Raw genomic sequence first — 16036 nt, forward strand, 5'->3', positions numbered from 1 at the left:
CGGTTGTTCTCATCATTGTATGGTACTTTTATCAAAAATAAAAACGCATCGTACTAAAAAAGCACGATGCGTTTTTATTATTTTTTTTGCCAATTTTCTTTTATAAAGTCTTCACGGCCAGATTCTTTTTGCTCAGTAGCATATTTCTCTGGGTTCTTTTTATAGAAATGTTGATGGTATTCTTCAGCCTCATAAAAAGGTGCAGACGGGCGAATTGCAGTTACGATTGGATCTTTAAACATACCGCTTTCTGCAAGAGATTGTTTTGATTTTTCAGCAAGCTCTTTTTGTGTTTCAGTATGATAAAAAATAGCAGTGCGATAAGATGGACCACGGTCAAAGAATTGTCCGCCATCATCAGTTGGATCGATTTGTGGCCAATATAAGTCTAGTAATTTCTGATAAGGAAAAATAGAAGGATCGAATGTAATTTGAACAACTTCTAAATGTCCAGATGTTCCAGCTTTTACTTGTTCATATGTTGGATTTTCTACATGACCTCCTGCATAGCCAGAAAGTACTTTATGAATACCAGGAAGTTCATCAAATGGTTTTACCATGCACCAAAAGCAACCGCCTGCGAAGGTTGCGAGTTCGTATGTTTTTTCGGACATTGCTGTAATCCTCCTAAATGTATATGTTTTATATAGTATTATATAAATTGTTTTATTGCGCAATAAAAAAGATTTGAAAATATATGTTTTTTATAAACAAGATCCTCCGCTCACATCAATTAATTGTCCAGTAACCCAGCGGCTGTCTGGAGAAGCAAGAAATGCAGCAGTATCGGCAATGTCTTCTACTTCACCTAAGCGATTGAAAGCGGAAATAGTAGTAGCGTACTGCTTCATCATTGGGTCGCTCAAGAGTTCTGCATTCATATCTGTTTTAATAAATCCTGGAAGTATTGCATTCACCGTTATTCCTCGTGCTCCAAGCTGTTTTGCTAGTGTAAAAGTCAGTGTATTAATAGCGCCTTTCGTCATACTATATGCAACAAAATCAGGTAAAGAAATGCGGGTGGCAGCGGATGAAATATTAATAATTCGGCTATTGTCACGTAAACGTGGTAGTGCTAGTTGAATGATAAAGAATGGAGCTTTTGCATTTACTGAAACCATTCTATCAAAAAATTGTTCAGTCGTTTCTTCAATAAAAGCACCAGGACCAATGCCAGCATTGTTTATTAAAATATCAAATTGTGTTTCACCAGTGCACTTTTGTAATTCAGTATCTAAAGCGTTATAAAGGTTTTCTACACCGTGTAAGGATTCTAGATTTGCGCCGATAGAAAAAGCTTGGCCACCATCTGATCGAATTTCATGAACAGTTTCTTCAGCGTCATCTTTTCGATTACCGTAATGAACAGCAACCAATGCACCGTCATTTGCTAAACGTTTAGCGATCGCTCGTCCAATTCCTCGGCTTGCTCCTGTAACTAACGCTACTTTCCCTTTTAACATAGTTTCCTCATCTCCTCATAAACTTTATAAGTTTTTCTTTATGTAGTAATGCAAACATACTTAAGTAATATATGAGTGTATGTAAGTAATGCATTCCAATTTTGATTTGAGAAAAAATAAATAGAATGAATTTTGATTTTTTCGAAAAAACATGTTGACAACGAAAAGAACAACGTCCTATAATACGTGTAACAAATAAAAGTTAATTAAGAATTTTCTAACTTTATATATTGTATATGCAAAGAAGAGGAAAGTAGATGATTATGATCGTTTCAGAGAGCTACTCCAAGGCTGTGAGGGTAGTAACAATCGAATCATTGAAGATCACCTCGGAGCATCGCTTGCGAAAGGGAAACTGAGTAGAGGGCGGCGGCATCGTCTCCGGTAAAAGGACGGAGGTCTGATTGGACCTACAAAGCTTATATTTCGTGAGAAGTATAAGGAAGCTGAGTGGTAACGCGAAACTCTCGCCTCAGCAATCAAAGCTACTAAATTGTAGTAGTTGATTGCTGAGGCGAGAGTTTTTATTTTTTAAAATAGAAGAAGAGAATGCGTAGAAGAGGAGAGTAAATGATAAAGATTGTTTCAGAGAGCTGCCCCGAGGCTGTGAGGGTGGTAACGATTCACTCATTGAAAATCACCTTGGAGCACTACTTTTGAAAACTAGTAAAAAGTAGCGGGGTTGTTCCCGATAGAAAAACAAAAGTCTAATTGGACTTGCAGAGCTTATATTTCGTGAGAAGTATAAGGAAGCTGAGTGGTACCACGATTCCCTCGTCTCAGCAATGGATCGCTACAAGTATGTATGTAATCGATTGTTGAGACGAGTATATTTTTAAGGTTTATATACTGAATATTCTGTTAAAAATACTCATCTCAGCAATCGATGTAGAAATAGGTTGCAAAAATAGAGAAAAAAGAGGAGCGATGTGAGATGGGAAACCAGTACATTTACATGAATGGGGAATTTGTAGAAAAAGAAAAGGCAGTTGTTTCAGTTTATGATCACGGTTTTTTATACGGAGACGGTGTATTTGAAGGGATTCGTAGTTACGGAGGAAATGTATTTTGTTTAAAAGAACATGTGAAACGATTATATGAATCAGCGAAATCTATTTTACTAACAATTCCAATGACGGTAGAAGAAATGGAAGAAGCGGTTTTACATACACTCCAAAAAAATGAATATGCTGATGCTTACATTCGCTTAATTGTCTCAAGAGGAAAAGGTGACTTAGGGCTCGATCCGAGAAGTTGTGTGAAGCCGAGCGTAATTATTATTGCAGAACAATTAAATTTATTCCCACAAGAATTTTATGATAATGGGTTAAGTGTTGTATCTGTTGCATCAAGACGTAATACGCCAGACGCGTTAGATCCACGTATTAAGTCAATGAATTATTTAAATAACGTACTTGTAAAAATTGAAGCGGCACAAGCAGGAGTGTTAGAGGCTCTTATGTTAAATCAACAAGGATATGTTTGTGAAGGTTCTGGCGATAATGTTTTCGTTGTGAAAGATGGAAAAGTATTAACCCCGCCATCCTATTTAGGAGCATTAGAAGGTATTACGAGAAATAGTGTTATCGAGCTATGTGAACGACTGAGTATTCCGTGTGAGGAAAGACCATTCACTCGCCATGATGTATATGTAGCGGATGAAGTATTTTTAACAGGAACAGCAGCGGAGTTAATTCCAGTTGTAAAAGTTGATTCGAGAGAAATTGGAGATGGGAAACCAGGAAATGTAACGAAACAATTGACTGAAGAATTTAAAAAATTAACGAGAGAAAGAGGAGTACGTGTTCCCGGGCTGACGGAAAGCTTAGCATAAATAAGGAGAGGAGTTAATTGAAATGAAGCAGCAGTATACAGCGTATGAGAAGTTACAGTATGAAGAAATGACAGGCGCTGGGCACGTGATTCAATGTTTAAAGAAATTAGGTGTAACGACCATTTTCGGCTATCCAGGCGGAGCGATTTTACCAGTATACGATGCGTTATACGAAAGTGGTTTGAAACATGTTTTAACTCGTCATGAACAAGCTGCCATTCATGCGGCTGAAGGATATGCGAGAGCTTCTGGAAAAGTCGGGGTAGTCTTTGCTACCTCTGGTCCAGGGGCGACAAATTTAGTTACGGGCTTAGCAGACGCTTATATGGATTCGATTCCTTTAGTTGTCATTACCGGCCAAGTTGCAACGCCTTTAATTGGTAAAGATGGATTTCAAGAAGCGGATGTTGTCGGAATTACAGTACCTGTTACGAAGCATAATTACCAAGTTCGTGATGTAAATCATGTATCACAAGTTATGCAAGAAGCTTTTTACATCGCCAAAAGCGGACGACCGGGACCAGTATTAATCGATATTCCAAAAGATGTTCAAAATGCAAAAGTCACCAGTTTCTTTAATGAAGAAGTTGATATTCCGGGGTACAAACCAGAACTTGTACCAGACAGCATGAAACTTAGAGAGGTAGCTAAAGCAATTTCAAAATCAAAGCGTCCACTTCTTTATATTGGAGGAGGTGTCATTCATTCAGGTGGATCCGATGAACTCTTCGGATTCGCAAGGGAGAACCGTATTCCAGTCGTTTCAACTTTAATGGGACTTGGTGCATATCCACCGGGGGATCCATTGTTTCTAGGGATGCTTGGTATGCATGGGACATACGCTGCTAATATGGCGGTAACAGAATGTGATTTACTACTTGCATTAGGTGTTCGCTTCGATGATCGTGTAACAGGAAAATTAGAACTTTTTTCTCCACACTCGAAAAAAGTACATATTGATATTGATCCTTCTGAGTTTCATAAAAATGTAACTGTAGAGCATCCGATTGTTGGTGATGTGAAAAAAGCGTTACACATGTTGTTACATATGTCTATTTATACACAAACAGACGAATGGCTTCAGAAAGTAAAGACATGGAAAGAAGAATATCCACTTTCTTATAAGCAAAAAGAATCTGAGTTAAAACCACAGCATGTGATCAACTTAGTAAGTGAATTAACGAATGGTGAAGCGATTGTCACAACAGAAGTAGGACAGCATCAAATGTGGGCTGCTCACTTCTATAAAGCAAGAAAACCTCGGACGTTCCTTACTTCTGGAGGATTAGGTACGATGGGGTTTGGGTTTCCAGCAGCAATTGGTGCTCAGTTAGCTAAAAAAGAAGAACTTGTCATTTGTATTGCAGGTGACGCTTCTTTTCAAATGAACATTCAAGAACTACAAACAATTGCTGAAAATAACATCCCTGTAAAAGTATTTATTATAAATAACAAATTTTTAGGGATGGTAAGGCAATGGCAAGAAATGTTTTATGAAAATCGTTTATCAGAATCAAAAATTGGATCGCCAGATTTTGTGAAAGTAGCAGAAGCTTATGGAGTGAAGGGATTAAGAGCAACAAATTCAACCGAGGCGAAACAAGTGATGTTAGAAGCTTTTGCTTATGAAGGTCCTGTCGTAGTTGATTTTTGTGTAGAAGAAGGTGAAAACGTATTTCCGATGGTTCCGCCAAACAAAGGGAATAACGAAATGATTATGAAGAGGTGGGAAGAATGAGTCATACTTTTTCACTCGTTATTCATAACGAGCCAAGTGTCTTATTACGTATAAGTGGGGTTTTTGCTCGGCGTGGTTATTATATTTCTTCTTTACACTTAAATGAAAGAGATACTAGTGGTGTTTCTGAAATGAAACTCACAGCAGTTTGTACTGAAAATGAAGCGACATTACTTGTTAGTCAGTTGAAAAAATTAATTGATGTTCTGCAAGTAAATAAATTATAAGGAGTGTATGGAATATGAAAACGTATTATGAGAAAGATGCAAATGTAGAGTTATTACAAGGGAAAACTGTTGCAGTAGTTGGCTATGGATCACAAGGTCATGCGCAAGCACAAAATTTACGTGATTCTGGTGTAGAAGTTGTAGTTGGTGTTCGTCCTGGTAAGTCGTATGAAGTAGCGAAAGCGGATGGGTTTGAAGTAATGTCTGTTTCAGAAGCGGTTCGAACCGCACAAGTTGTACAAATGTTATTGCCAGATGAACAGCAAGCTCATGTGTATAAAGCAGAGGTAGAAGAGAATCTTCGTGAAGGACAAATGTTACTTTTCTCACATGGATTTAACATTCACTTCGGACAAATTAATCCGCCAAGTTATGTAGATGTAGCGATGGTTGCGCCAAAAAGTCCAGGTCATCTCGTTCGCCGTGTATTTCAAGAAGGAAATGGTGTTCCGGCATTAGTCGCAGTACATCAGGATGCAACGGGAACAGCATTACATGTAGCACTTGCGTATGCAAAAGGTGTAGGGTGTACACGTGCGGGTGTAATTGAAACGACATTCCAAGAAGAAACTGAAACGGATTTATTCGGTGAGCAAGCTGTACTTTGCGGCGGGGTAACTGCACTTGTGAAGGCCGGGTTCGAAACGTTAACGGAAGGTGGATATCGTCCTGAAATTGCATACTTTGAATGTTTGCATGAATTAAAGCTAATTGTTGACTTAATGTACGAAGGTGGATTAACGACTATGCGCCATTCTATTTCAGATACGGCAGAGTTTGGAGATTATGTAACAGGATCGAGAATTGTTACAGATGAAACGAAGAAAGAAATGAAGCGTGTTTTGACAGAAATTCAGCAAGGTGAATTTGCGAAGAAATGGATTTTAGAAAATCAAGCAGGGCGTCCGACGTATAACGCAATGAAAAAAGCAGAACAAAATCATCAATTAGAAAAAGTGGGAGTAGAGCTTCGTGAAATGATGAGCTGGATTCATGCACCGAAAGAATTAGTAAGGAAATAGAGTAAGAGAGTATAAATGAAAAATATGTAAGAGGGGATTTGACAAGATGAGAAGTGACATGATTAAAAAAGGTTTTGATAAAGCGCCGCACCGTAGTTTATTAAAAGCAACTGGTTTGAAAGATGAAGATTTTGATAAACCTTTCATAGCGATTTGTAATTCTTTTATTGAAATTATTCCAGGGCATAAGCACTTGAACGAGTTTGGGAAACTTGTAAAAGAGGCAGTTCGCGCGGCAGGTATGGTACCATTCGAATTCAATACAATTGGAGTTGACGATGGTATTGCGATGGGACATATCGGTATGCGTTATTCTCTTCCGAGTCGTGAAATTATTGCAGATTCAGTAGAAACGGTTGTAAATGCACACTGGTTTGACGGCATGATTTGTATCCCAAACTGTGACAAAATTACACCTGGTATGATGATGGCTGCACTACGTATTAACATTCCGACTGTGTTTGTTTCAGGCGGCCCGATGGCAGCAGGAAAAACATCTAAAGGAGAAGTTGTTGATTTAAGTTCCGTTTTTGAAGGAGTAGGAGCTTATCAATCTGGGAAAATTTCAGAAGAAGAATTAAAAGATATTGAAGATCATGGCTGTCCATCTTGTGGCTCTTGTTCGGGTATGTTTACCGCGAACTCTATGAATTGTTTATGTGAAGTGTTAGGTTTAGCTCTTCCTGGTAACGGGAGTATTTTAGCAATTGATCCAAGACGTGAAGAGTTAATTAAACAAGCAGCAGAGAAATTGAAAATTTTAATTGAAAGAGATATTAAGCCGCGTGATATTGTAACAGAAGAAGCGATTGACGATGCTTTTGCACTTGATATGGCGATGGGTGGATCAACGAATACAGTATTACATACGCTAGCACTCGCACAAGAGGCAGGACTAGATTATGATATGAATCGTATTGATGCAGTTTCAAGACGTGTACCTCATTTATGTAAAGTAAGTCCAGCCTCAAATTGGCATATGGAAGATATTGATCGTGCGGGCGGGATTAGTGCAATTTTGAAAGAGATGAGCCGGAAAGAAGGAGTACTTCATCTTGATCGAATAACTGCTACTGGGCAAACATTAAGAGAAAATATTGCTGAGGCAGAGATTAAAGATAAGGAAGTTATTCACTCTCTTGAAAACCCTCATAGTGAGGAAGGAGGATTGCGTATATTAAAAGGAAACCTTGCGAAAGATGGAGCTGTTATTAAAAGCGGTGCAACAGAGGTAAAGCGTTTTGAAGGACCTTGCGTTATTTTTAATTCACAAGATGAGGCACTTGCTGGCATTATGCTTGGGAAAGTGAAAAAAGGAGATGTAGTTGTCATTCGTTATGAAGGACCAAGAGGTGGCCCTGGTATGCCAGAAATGTTAGCACCAACGTCAGCGATTGCTGGTATGGGATTAGGTGCAGATGTTGCGCTATTAACGGATGGTCGTTTCTCGGGTGCTTCACGTGGTATTTCAGTAGGGCATATTTCACCAGAAGCAGCTGCGGGCGGAACGATTGCGCTTCTTGAACAAGGGGATATCGTTTGTATCGATGTTGAGGAAAGATTGTTAGAAGTAAGAGTGAGTGATGAAGAATTAAATAAGCGTAAAAAAGAGTGGAAAAGACCAGAACCGAAAGTGAAAACTGGCTGGCTTGGACGTTATGCACAAATGGTAACATCGGCGAATACAGGTGCAGTTCTAAAAATCCCGGATTTTGATTGAGCCAATTTAAAAAAGATAAGGATGATATATAATGGTGCAGAAGGTAAAGGAGAGAGTGAAAATTGAAGAGATCTTAATGGCACATAATTGCATGAAAGATATCATTATTAAAACACCGTTACAACGTGATACAGTTTTATCTGAGAAATATGATTGTGACGTTTATGTAAAACGAGAAGACTTACAATTGATTCGCTCTTTCAAAATTCGTGGTGCGTACAATTTAATTCAAAGTTTATCGGAAGAACAATTACAAAACGGCGTTGTTTGTGCAAGTGCTGGTAATCATGCACAAGGAGTTGCTTATACGTGCAATTTATTGAAGATTCCGTCAAAGATATTTATGCCGACAACGACACCTAAACAAAAAGTATCGCAAGTACAGTTTTTTGGTGGCGATTTTGCGGAAATTGTATTAGTTGGTGATACATTTGATAGTTCGTTCCAAGAAGCACAGCGCTATTGTGAAGAAAATAGGATGACGTTCGTTCATCCATTTGATGATCCGTATGTAGTTGCTGGTCAAGGAACAGTGGCAGTTGAAATTATGCATGATATGGAGAAACCAGTGGATTATATCTTTACAGCAATTGGTGGTGGTGGATTAGCATCAGGTGTTGGTACATATGTAAAAGGTGTTAGTCCTGCTACAAAAGTCATTGGTGTAGAGCCGATGGGAGCTGCCTCTATGAAAGAGGCCTTTCTTCAAAATGAAAATGTCGCATTAGAGAAAATAGATAGTTTTGTTGATGGGGCAGCTGTTAAAAAGGTCGGAAAGTTAACATTTGAAACTTGTAAAGATGTAATTGATGACATTGTTTTAGTACCAGAGGGAAAAGTTTGTACGACGATTTTAGAACTGTATAAGAAAAATGCAATTGTAGCTGAACCGGCTGGTGCCCTATCTATTGCAGCGCTTGATTTATATAGAGATGAAATAAAAGGTAAAACAGTTGTATGTACGCTAAGTGGTGGAAATAACGATATTGATAGAATGCAAGAAATAAAAGAACGTTCGCTCATTTACGAAGGATTAAAACATTACTTCATCATTGAATTCCCGCAGCGTTCAGGTGCGCTAAGAGAATTTCTTGATAAAGGATTAGGACCAGAAGATGATATTACGCGCTTTGAATACATTAAGAAACATAATAAAGAAAATGGTCCAGCGTTAGTCGGCGTAGAGTTGAAACATAAAGAGGATTATGAGCAATTAATTACTCGTTTTAAAGAAAATAACATTCAATTTATGGAGCTTAATAAAAACCCTGTTTTGTTTGATTTACTTATTTAATAGAAGGAAAGAGTTAGCATCCAAATAAAAAAAGATAGATACAAGCAAGGGAAATGCTGCTTGTTCTATCTTTTTTATAGTTAAACTAATTATTTTCCATATTCAAGAAGGATAAAGCTAGTTAACCAAAAGAGTATCGCAATACGAATGATTACATACATAGTAAATTCAAAGGTAGTAAGTTTTCGCTCGCGTTTTATTTTTTTTAGAAGTCTAACAGAGAAAAATGAACATAAAAGTAGAACGGCTATAGATATTTTATAAATGTTTTCTAACAAACTTACATTTTCTAATAAGTTTTTCAGCATGTTCATCACCTATTCTGTAAAGTATGTTACAGAAAAATAGATCTTGCGTTGTCTAGTTTCGTTTGTTTTTTATGTTCCCTGTATCATCAATTTCTACATCAGTTGAAATCGTTTGTAAATATTGTAGAGCTTTTTTCTTTTCTTCCTTATTTATAGGGGAGATTTGGTTGTTGCGAATGATGTAAGGATTGAATGACATTTGAACATCCTTTCCTTTAAAAGTTAAAGTTAATACGCCAGTTTCGGCGCTTTTCCCGCTCACGTAACTTGGGAATAAAAAGTTACCTAATGAGTAAGCGATAGGAACTTTGTTATAATACTCAAACCCTTGTAACCAATGTGGGTGACTCCCGACAATCGCGTCGGCTCCTGCGTCAACCATTTTAGGTACATATTGTTTTTGGTATTCTACCGGACGGTTTGATTTTTCAACGCCCCAATGCATATAGACGATTAAATAGTCTGCATCTTGTTTTTGTTCTTTAATTGTTTTTGTTACAAGATTTAAATCATAGCCATTCGCAACGCCAGGTTTATTCTCACCAGCTACCCAATTAGAATCAGGCATAAATCGAACGAAGGAAAGAAATTTAAACTTTTTCCCTTTTACGGTCATTTCTCGTGCTGTATATGCATCTTTCGCATTTTTTCCGGCTCCAATGTAAGGGAGCTTTAATTTTTCTACGTGAGAAATCGTATCTAATAATCCATCTTGCCCATAATCAAGTGTGTGGTTATTCCCAATATTTACGATGTCATATCCAGTGTTTTTAATGGCTTGTAGTGTAGAGGGATCACTTTTAATCCAAAACAGTTGCCCAGGTGCTTTCTTTTCTTTCGCTGTAAATGCCGACTCTAAATTCACAAAAGAAATATCAGCTTTTTTTATTTCTTCTTTTACATGTTGGAATGGGTAATCAGCCCCATTCTTTTCGATTATAGGACGTAATTGCCAATCAAACATTGTATCACCAGAGAAGGTGAGTGTGATTTCTTGGTCTTCTATTTTCTTTTCGCTTTTTGAAGCGGTTTTACTAGATTTGTTTTGTAAATCGGGTTTGTCTTTTGCTTTTGAAATAAAAGAGTAATTGATTAATAAAACAATCGGTGTAATGAAAAAGGCTATTAACAAAAATCGTTTTAGTAAAGTTTTCATATATCCCTTCCCTTTTAATATTATCCCGCAATTAAATTAAAACTGAATCTATATAAAGGTAATTAAAGTTACAAAAAAAATAGCGGGTTATGTAGTGGAAAACATTTGTTAATATTCTCAATATTAAGTTAACATATAGGTAACCTGTAAATCAATGTATAAACCAAAATATAGAAATAAAGAATTCGAAGGGTGAAGAATGAGAAATGGTTATATTAGGAGCAGTTGTAAATGGAATTTGTATTATATTTGGTACTTTACTTGGTAAATTATTTAGTAGGATCCCAGAAAGTATGAAAGGGACGATAATGCACGCAATTGGTTTAGCGGTTACTGTGCTTGGGCTTCAAATGGCATTAAAAAGTGAAAACTTTCTTGTTGTCATACTGAGTTTAGTGATTGGTACGGTAATTGGGGAATGGTTACAATTAGAAGAAAAGTTAAAACATTTAGGGTATTGGCTAGAAAATAAAGTTGAATTGAAGGGAAAAGGCAGCATATCAGAAGGTTTTGTAACAGCTACTTTAATTTTTGCAATTGGTGCGATGGGGATACTTGGTGCACTTGACAGTGGGATTCGCGGAAATCATGATATTTTATTTACAAAGGCGATTATCGATGGATTTATTTCTATTATATTAACGACAACTCTAGGCATTGGCGTAGTATTTTCGGCGATTCCAGTTGTTTTATATGAAGGTGGTATTGCAGTTTTTGCAACACAAATTAATAGTTTTGTCCCGGAAGAATTAATGAACCAATTTATAGTGGAGATGACGGCTGCGGGCGGCATTATGATATCTGCTATCGGATTAAACTTACTCGGATTTATTAAAATTAAAGTGGCAAATTTACTTCCAGGTATATTGGTAGTGGGTGTAATTGTTTCAATTATTTATGGTTACAGTTTAATAGTAAAGTAGTAGGGGATGGAAATACATATGGAGGAATTTCAATTTACAAAACGTGTGCATAAAATATTGGAGATTGCAGCAGAAGAGAGTGAGTATAACATAATTCACCCGGTCCACCTGTTTATAGGTATGTGTAAAGAAGGTACAGGAGTTTGCGCTGAGTTATATATGTATTTGTTTCATAAAGTCGGTCGAGATTTTTCAGAAAAACTTTCGTTACGAAAACGATTCGATTTACATAATCAAGAGTATAAAAAAATAGGGCAATATAAGCTATCTTATAAGGCGATAGAAATTTTACAAATAGCGAAGAAACGTATGGAACGCTTTCAGCAAGTAGTAATCAATGAAGGACATATTATGTATGCATTATTTCGTGTAGATACAGATATTGGCGAATTTATACATACACAAATGCAAGAAGATATATTACGTATTACAGCTGCACCAAGAGACTTAGCGGTTGATTTAAATAGTTTTAAACCTACTTATAACACATTATTTTGTCATGTAAGAAGAGCTAGACCTTCTGATTTTGATAAGTTATCACGATTTGTGGCGGATGAATTTGGTGAACGGTGGTTACAGTCGGTTGATTACGGATTTCGGACATATAATGAAAAGTTACCTATCTATATTGCACAGCAGGGGGAAGTGATAATTGGTTTCGCCTGTTACGATGTAGTGAGAGGAAAGAAAGGATTATTTGGTCCAATGGGCGTAGCGAAACAAAATCGTGTGACAGGTGTAGGAAAAGAATTATTGCATCATTGTTTATATAATATGAAACAAAATGGATATGAATATGCGATTATTGGACAAGCGGGTCCCATTGAGTTTTACGAGAGAAATTGTAATGCTCGTTTAATACCGATAGATAATAAGTAACCAACTTCATCTAGGGAAGTTGGTTTTATTATGAAAATGATGTAGAGATGTAGTGATTTTTACTAGAAAATAGCGGGTTTTGTAGTAAATCTTACGAGTAAAGCAGATTACTAAACTTTTTACAAGAAAGGGTGTAGAATGGGTATCTAAAGAAAGAAGGTGTGAAAATGGCCAGCTGGAAACGAAATTTAATGATTTGTTGGCTAGGTTGTTTTACCACTGCAGCCGGTATGAGTTTAGTAATTCCTTTCTTATCTTTTTATATTGAGGAATTAGGAGTAACTGGCACTTCAAGTATTGCACAGTGGTCGGGACTTGCATTTGGTGTAACATTTTTAATGGGTGCGATCGTATCGCCAATATGGGGAAAGCTTGGTGATATACATGGACGGAAATTGATGCTTATTCGTGCTAGCCTCGGTATGGCGGTTATTATGACGCTTATGGGGTTTGTAACGGATGTGTATCAACTAGTCGCACTACGATTTTTAATGGGAGCAGTATCTGGTTTCCTTTCAACAGCGATGACATTTATTGCAGCAGAAACTCCGAAAGAACATTCAGGTTGGGCGATTTCCACAATTTCAACTGGTGGTGTGAGCGGTTCGTTACTTGGCCCGTTACTTGGAGGTTATTTGTCTGAATTAATTGGAATGCGTCATGTCTTTCTTGTTACAGGAGCTTTTTTATTCCTTTCCTTTCTCATCGTTTTTTTCTTCCTGCATGAAGAAAATCACTCTGCTCAAGCAAAAAAAACACAGCCGAAAAAAGTATGGACGATGGTCCCAGCGAAGCATTTAATTATTAGTTTGTTTGTTACAACATTTATTATTCAACTTGCTAATATGTCAGTTCAACCAATTGTTACATTGTACGTGAAAAATTTAGTAGGTCCTCATACTGCACATATTGAGACAATTGCGGGAGCAGTTATGTCAGCAACAGGATTAGCAGTTATTTTAGCAGCACCAAGACTAGGAAGATTATCAGATCATATCGGTCCTCAAAAAACGTTAGTTGTAGCGTTGTTTGCTGCAGGAATTATTTTTATCCCGCAAGCATTTGTAACCTCAGCTTGGCAACTATTAATTCTTCGATTTTTATTAGGTATCGCACAAGCAGGATTATTACCTTCCGTACAAACTCTACTAAAACAACATACACCAACCCATGTTACGGGACGAATATTTGGATATAATCAATCATTTCAGTTTTTAGGAAATATGATTGGTCCAGTGCTCGGGGGACAAATTGCAGCGCATGCAGGTTTTCAATATGTTTTCCTCTCTACATCATCACTATTATTTATTGCATGTATCTGGGTTTATTTTCATAATAAGAACGAAGAGGTATCAGAGAAACGACATTTGGAAGTTAGTTAACTAAGTGAATGAAAAAAGGATGAAGCAATGATTGCTTCATCCTTTTCTTTAAAATTTAAGACATAGATAGCTTAATGTACCAAGCTCATAACTACGGTGAATGACTTCACCGCTGTTCTCGCCACTTCCCATTGCAATAAACAAAGGAACAAAATGCTCTGCTCTTGGTACTGCTAATTGTGCATGAGGAGCATTTTTCTCCCAATTAAACAATGCATCTTTATCGTTATTCTGCATATGTTTAATAATCCAATCATCAAATTCAATTGCCCATTTTTCAGGTGTAGTTTGATTCCATTTCAGTGCTCGTAAATTATGAACGGTAACGCCACTACCGATTACTAAAATATCTTTTTGTCCAAGTCCTTTAAATGCTTCTCCAATTTCAAATTGTTCTTTTGCAGAAAGGAATGGATTTACTGATATTTGCACGACAGGAATATTTGCTTCTGGATACATGCGGTGCAGAAGTGTCCATGAACCATGATCTAAACCTCTCGTCATATTATGATGGACTGGAATACCTTTGTTCTTAAATTTTGTTTCTAACATAGATGCAATGCTAGAAGAGCCTTTCGCACGATATTTGATTTCGTATAACTCAGGGGGGAAACCTCCAAAATCATAAATTGTTTCATACTCGTTATCTGATGAGGAAATCGTTAATACTTCACTTTCCCAGTGAGCAGTGAAAATAACAATTGCTTTCGGTTTATATGTTTCTCCAAGTGTTTTTAAAAATCGTGTATAGTCTGTATCTTGAATAGCGAGCATAGGCGAACCATGTGCTAAAAATAGTGATGGCATCATAATAGAAACCTCCCAAAAATATAATAATTACTTTATGTAAGTAACTATATAATTTTACGGATGGTTCGTCAACATATTAATTTAAGAGCTAATTAGAAAAGTGAGTCATTTGTCATAATGAAGGCAATTGCATATAATACATAGTAAGAATAATGAATGGATATTCATTTTTAAAGATACATAATAGAGTTGGGAGCTGACGAAATGAACGTACAGGAAAGTTTCGTTACGGCATTGGATGGATCGGAAATTTATTTGCGTAAGTGGTTACCAGAAGGTGAACCGAAAGGGATTATTCAAATTGCACATGGTATGACAGAACATGCAGGTGTTTATACAGACTTTATTGATGCTTTATTAGAAGCAGGCTATGGTGTTTATGCACATGATCATAAAGGTCATGGGAAAACGGTGAAGAGAGAAGAAGATTATGGTCATTTTGAACCAAATATAGGGTGGAATCAAGTTGTATCGGATGTTATCTTTGTTTCAGAAAGGATAAAAGAAGAGCAGTCAAGTCCTTTGTTTTTACTAGGACATAGTATGGGTTCTTTTTTATCAAGACGTGCTGTACAACTTAGGGGTGAACTATACGATGGATTTTTGATTTCAGGAACAGGTGGAAATCCAGGGCTTTTAGGAGTTATTGGTCATAAAGTAGCAACAATTGAGATGAAGTTGCGTGGGGCAAAAACGAAAAGTCCAATGTTAAACTTTTTATCTTTCGGAAACTTCAATTCGAACTTTAAGCCAAATCGTACAAAATTCGATTGGTTATCTTCAGATAATAATCAAGTTGATAAATATATTGCGGATCCGTTATGTGGTTTCATTTGTACGACGAGTTTTTACCGAGAATTATTTTCTGGTGTATTAGAAGTAAATAAACTAGAAGAATACAAGAAGACGCCAAAGAATCTTCCAATACATATATTCTCTGGTGATCGTGATCCTGTTGGCGATATGGGGAAAGGTGTAAAAGAAGTATATGAAAACTATAAAAAATGTGGTGTGAAAGACGTGACACTACGTTTATATGAAAATGGTAGACATGAAATGTTTCATGAAGTAAATAAGGATGAAGTATTTAAAGATTTAATTTCGTGGTTAAATGCGCATAATAAATGAGAAAGATAAGCCCAAACTGTTTACAGTTTGGGCTTATCTATTTTACAGAAATACGGGCAATAAATTCTTAAATTCACTTTACTTAATAAAAAATAAATCTTATTCTATAGTCGTTAAAAAATAAAGAAATATTGTATGAGAGGAAACCTCAA

At 36.7% G+C, this 16036-nt stretch carries 15 protein-coding genes and 1 other annotated feature; of the genes, 10 read left to right on the forward strand and 5 right to left on the reverse strand.

Going from position 1 to position 16036, the window contains the following annotated elements; translation table 11 throughout:
- Positions 1–77 precede the first annotated feature (77 nt).
- Both msrA and ACTFRH_RS05350 read right to left on the reverse strand, forming a co-directional pair.
- Positions 78–614, reverse strand: a complete 537-nt coding sequence (gene msrA, locus ACTFRH_RS05345; protein WP_001291891.1) for a peptide-methionine (S)-S-oxide reductase MsrA — start codon at positions 612–614, stop codon at positions 78–80.
- Between the two features lie 90 nt (positions 615–704).
- Complete coding sequence (locus ACTFRH_RS05350) at positions 705–1463, reverse strand: SDR family oxidoreductase (protein WP_000911806.1); 759 nt, start codon at positions 1461–1463, stop codon at positions 705–707.
- 545 nt (positions 1464–2008) lie between these two features.
- Positions 2009–2248: a binding site (T-box leader), on the forward strand.
- 149 nt (positions 2249–2397) lie between these two features.
- Between ACTFRH_RS05350 and ilvE the strand changes: the two genes are divergently transcribed.
- From ilvE to ilvA, 6 genes are read left to right on the forward strand one after another with little or no spacing between them, the layout of a single operon-like run.
- Complete coding sequence (ilvE, locus tag ACTFRH_RS05355) at positions 2398–3297, forward strand: branched-chain-amino-acid transaminase (RefSeq protein WP_046945413.1); 900 nt, start codon at positions 2398–2400, stop codon at positions 3295–3297.
- 22 nt (positions 3298–3319) lie between these two features.
- Entirely contained in the window at positions 3320–5035 is a 1716-nt protein-coding gene (gene ilvB, locus ACTFRH_RS05360) for an acetolactate synthase large subunit (RefSeq protein ID WP_000813476.1), read from the forward strand.
- Positions 5032–5262, forward strand: a complete 231-nt coding sequence (locus tag ACTFRH_RS05365; RefSeq protein ID WP_002163928.1) for an ACT domain-containing protein — start codon at positions 5032–5034, stop codon at positions 5260–5262. The genes ilvB and ACTFRH_RS05365 overlap by 4 nt, the downstream gene beginning before the upstream one ends.
- 14 nt (positions 5263–5276) lie before the next feature.
- Complete coding sequence (ilvC, locus tag ACTFRH_RS05370) at positions 5277–6284, forward strand: ketol-acid reductoisomerase (protein ID WP_000861145.1); 1008 nt, start codon at positions 5277–5279, stop codon at positions 6282–6284.
- A 46-nt stretch (positions 6285–6330) separates the two neighbouring features.
- Positions 6331–8004 (forward strand): dihydroxy-acid dehydratase, encoded by a 1674-nt coding sequence (gene ilvD / locus ACTFRH_RS05375; RefSeq protein ID WP_001255812.1) that lies wholly within the window; start codon positions 6331–6333, stop codon positions 8002–8004.
- A 31-nt stretch (positions 8005–8035) separates the two neighbouring features.
- Positions 8036–9298: a threonine ammonia-lyase IlvA gene (gene ilvA, locus ACTFRH_RS05380; RefSeq protein ID WP_000250358.1), complete on the forward strand. Its 1263-nt coding sequence runs from the start codon at positions 8036–8038 to the stop codon at positions 9296–9298.
- 89 nt (positions 9299–9387) lie between these two features.
- Here ilvA and ACTFRH_RS05385 read toward each other — a convergent pair whose 3' ends face one another.
- Entirely contained in the window at positions 9388–9606 is a 219-nt protein-coding gene (locus ACTFRH_RS05385) for a hypothetical protein (protein ID WP_000916801.1), read from the reverse strand.
- 52 nt (positions 9607–9658) lie between these two features.
- Entirely contained in the window at positions 9659–10762 is a 1104-nt protein-coding gene (locus ACTFRH_RS05390; RefSeq protein ID WP_000854530.1) for a CapA family protein, read from the reverse strand.
- A 206-nt stretch (positions 10763–10968) separates the two neighbouring features.
- On the opposite strand from ACTFRH_RS05390, the gene ACTFRH_RS05395 reads away from it, so the two are divergent.
- The 3 genes from ACTFRH_RS05395 (at position 10969) to ACTFRH_RS05405 (ending at position 13946) form a co-directional block, all read left to right on the forward strand.
- A complete protein-coding gene (locus tag ACTFRH_RS05395) occupies positions 10969–11685 on the forward strand; it encodes a DUF554 domain-containing protein (RefSeq protein ID WP_000236037.1) in 717 nt (238 codons plus the stop codon).
- Between the two features lie 18 nt (positions 11686–11703).
- Positions 11704–12564, forward strand: coding sequence for a GNAT family N-acetyltransferase (locus tag ACTFRH_RS05400; protein WP_000390848.1), 861 nt, complete (start codon positions 11704–11706; stop codon positions 12562–12564).
- 167 nt (positions 12565–12731) lie between these two features.
- Complete coding sequence (locus tag ACTFRH_RS05405; protein ID WP_000179321.1) at positions 12732–13946, forward strand: multidrug efflux MFS transporter; 1215 nt, start codon at positions 12732–12734, stop codon at positions 13944–13946.
- A gap of 48 nt (positions 13947–13994) precedes the next feature.
- Here the strand turns inward: ACTFRH_RS05405 and ACTFRH_RS05410 are convergent, their stop codons facing one another.
- Positions 13995–14756 (reverse strand): DODA-type extradiol aromatic ring-opening family dioxygenase, encoded by a 762-nt coding sequence (locus ACTFRH_RS05410; RefSeq protein WP_000982906.1) that lies wholly within the window; start codon positions 14754–14756, stop codon positions 13995–13997.
- A gap of 204 nt (positions 14757–14960) precedes the next feature.
- On the opposite strand from ACTFRH_RS05410, the gene ACTFRH_RS05415 reads away from it, so the two are divergent.
- Complete coding sequence (locus tag ACTFRH_RS05415) at positions 14961–15884, forward strand: alpha/beta fold hydrolase (protein ID WP_001102594.1); 924 nt, start codon at positions 14961–14963, stop codon at positions 15882–15884.
- The last annotated feature ends 152 nt before the right edge of the window (positions 15885–16036 follow it).

It is taken from the genome of Bacillus cereus group sp. MYBK216-1, assembly GCF_051916495.1.
In the GTDB taxonomy this organism is placed as follows: Bacteria; Bacillota; Bacilli; order Bacillales; family Bacillaceae_G; genus Bacillus_A; species Bacillus_A thuringiensis_K.

What these genes read in the sequence shown, in the direction of transcription:
- msrA (WP_001291891.1), bottom strand. Translation starts at nt 614, where the DNA reads ATGTCCGAAAAAACATACGAACTCGCAACCTTCGCAGGCGGTTGCTTT.
- ACTFRH_RS05350 (WP_000911806.1), bottom strand. Translation starts at nt 1,463, where the DNA reads ATGTTAAAAGGGAAAGTAGCGTTAGTTACAGGAGCAAGCCGAGGAATT.
- ilvE (WP_046945413.1), top strand. Translation starts at nt 2,398, where the DNA reads ATGGGAAACCAGTACATTTACATGAATGGGGAATTTGTAGAAAAAGAA.
- ilvB (WP_000813476.1), top strand. Translation starts at nt 3,320, where the DNA reads ATGAAGCAGCAGTATACAGCGTATGAGAAGTTACAGTATGAAGAAATG.
- ACTFRH_RS05365 (WP_002163928.1), top strand. Translation starts at nt 5,032, where the DNA reads ATGAGTCATACTTTTTCACTCGTTATTCATAACGAGCCAAGTGTCTTA.
- ilvC (WP_000861145.1), top strand. Translation starts at nt 5,277, where the DNA reads ATGAAAACGTATTATGAGAAAGATGCAAATGTAGAGTTATTACAAGGG.
- ilvD (WP_001255812.1), top strand. Translation starts at nt 6,331, where the DNA reads ATGAGAAGTGACATGATTAAAAAAGGTTTTGATAAAGCGCCGCACCGT.
- ilvA (WP_000250358.1), top strand. Translation starts at nt 8,036, where the DNA reads ATGGTGCAGAAGGTAAAGGAGAGAGTGAAAATTGAAGAGATCTTAATG.
- ACTFRH_RS05385 (WP_000916801.1), bottom strand. Translation starts at nt 9,606, where the DNA reads ATGCTGAAAAACTTATTAGAAAATGTAAGTTTGTTAGAAAACATTTAT.
- ACTFRH_RS05390 (WP_000854530.1), bottom strand. Translation starts at nt 10,762, where the DNA reads ATGAAAACTTTACTAAAACGATTTTTGTTAATAGCCTTTTTCATTACA.
- ACTFRH_RS05395 (WP_000236037.1), top strand. Translation starts at nt 10,969, where the DNA reads ATGGTTATATTAGGAGCAGTTGTAAATGGAATTTGTATTATATTTGGT.
- ACTFRH_RS05400 (WP_000390848.1), top strand. Translation starts at nt 11,704, where the DNA reads ATGGAGGAATTTCAATTTACAAAACGTGTGCATAAAATATTGGAGATT.
- ACTFRH_RS05405 (WP_000179321.1), top strand. Translation starts at nt 12,732, where the DNA reads ATGGCCAGCTGGAAACGAAATTTAATGATTTGTTGGCTAGGTTGTTTT.
- ACTFRH_RS05410 (WP_000982906.1), bottom strand. Translation starts at nt 14,756, where the DNA reads ATGATGCCATCACTATTTTTAGCACATGGTTCGCCTATGCTCGCTATT.
- ACTFRH_RS05415 (WP_001102594.1), top strand. Translation starts at nt 14,961, where the DNA reads ATGAACGTACAGGAAAGTTTCGTTACGGCATTGGATGGATCGGAAATT.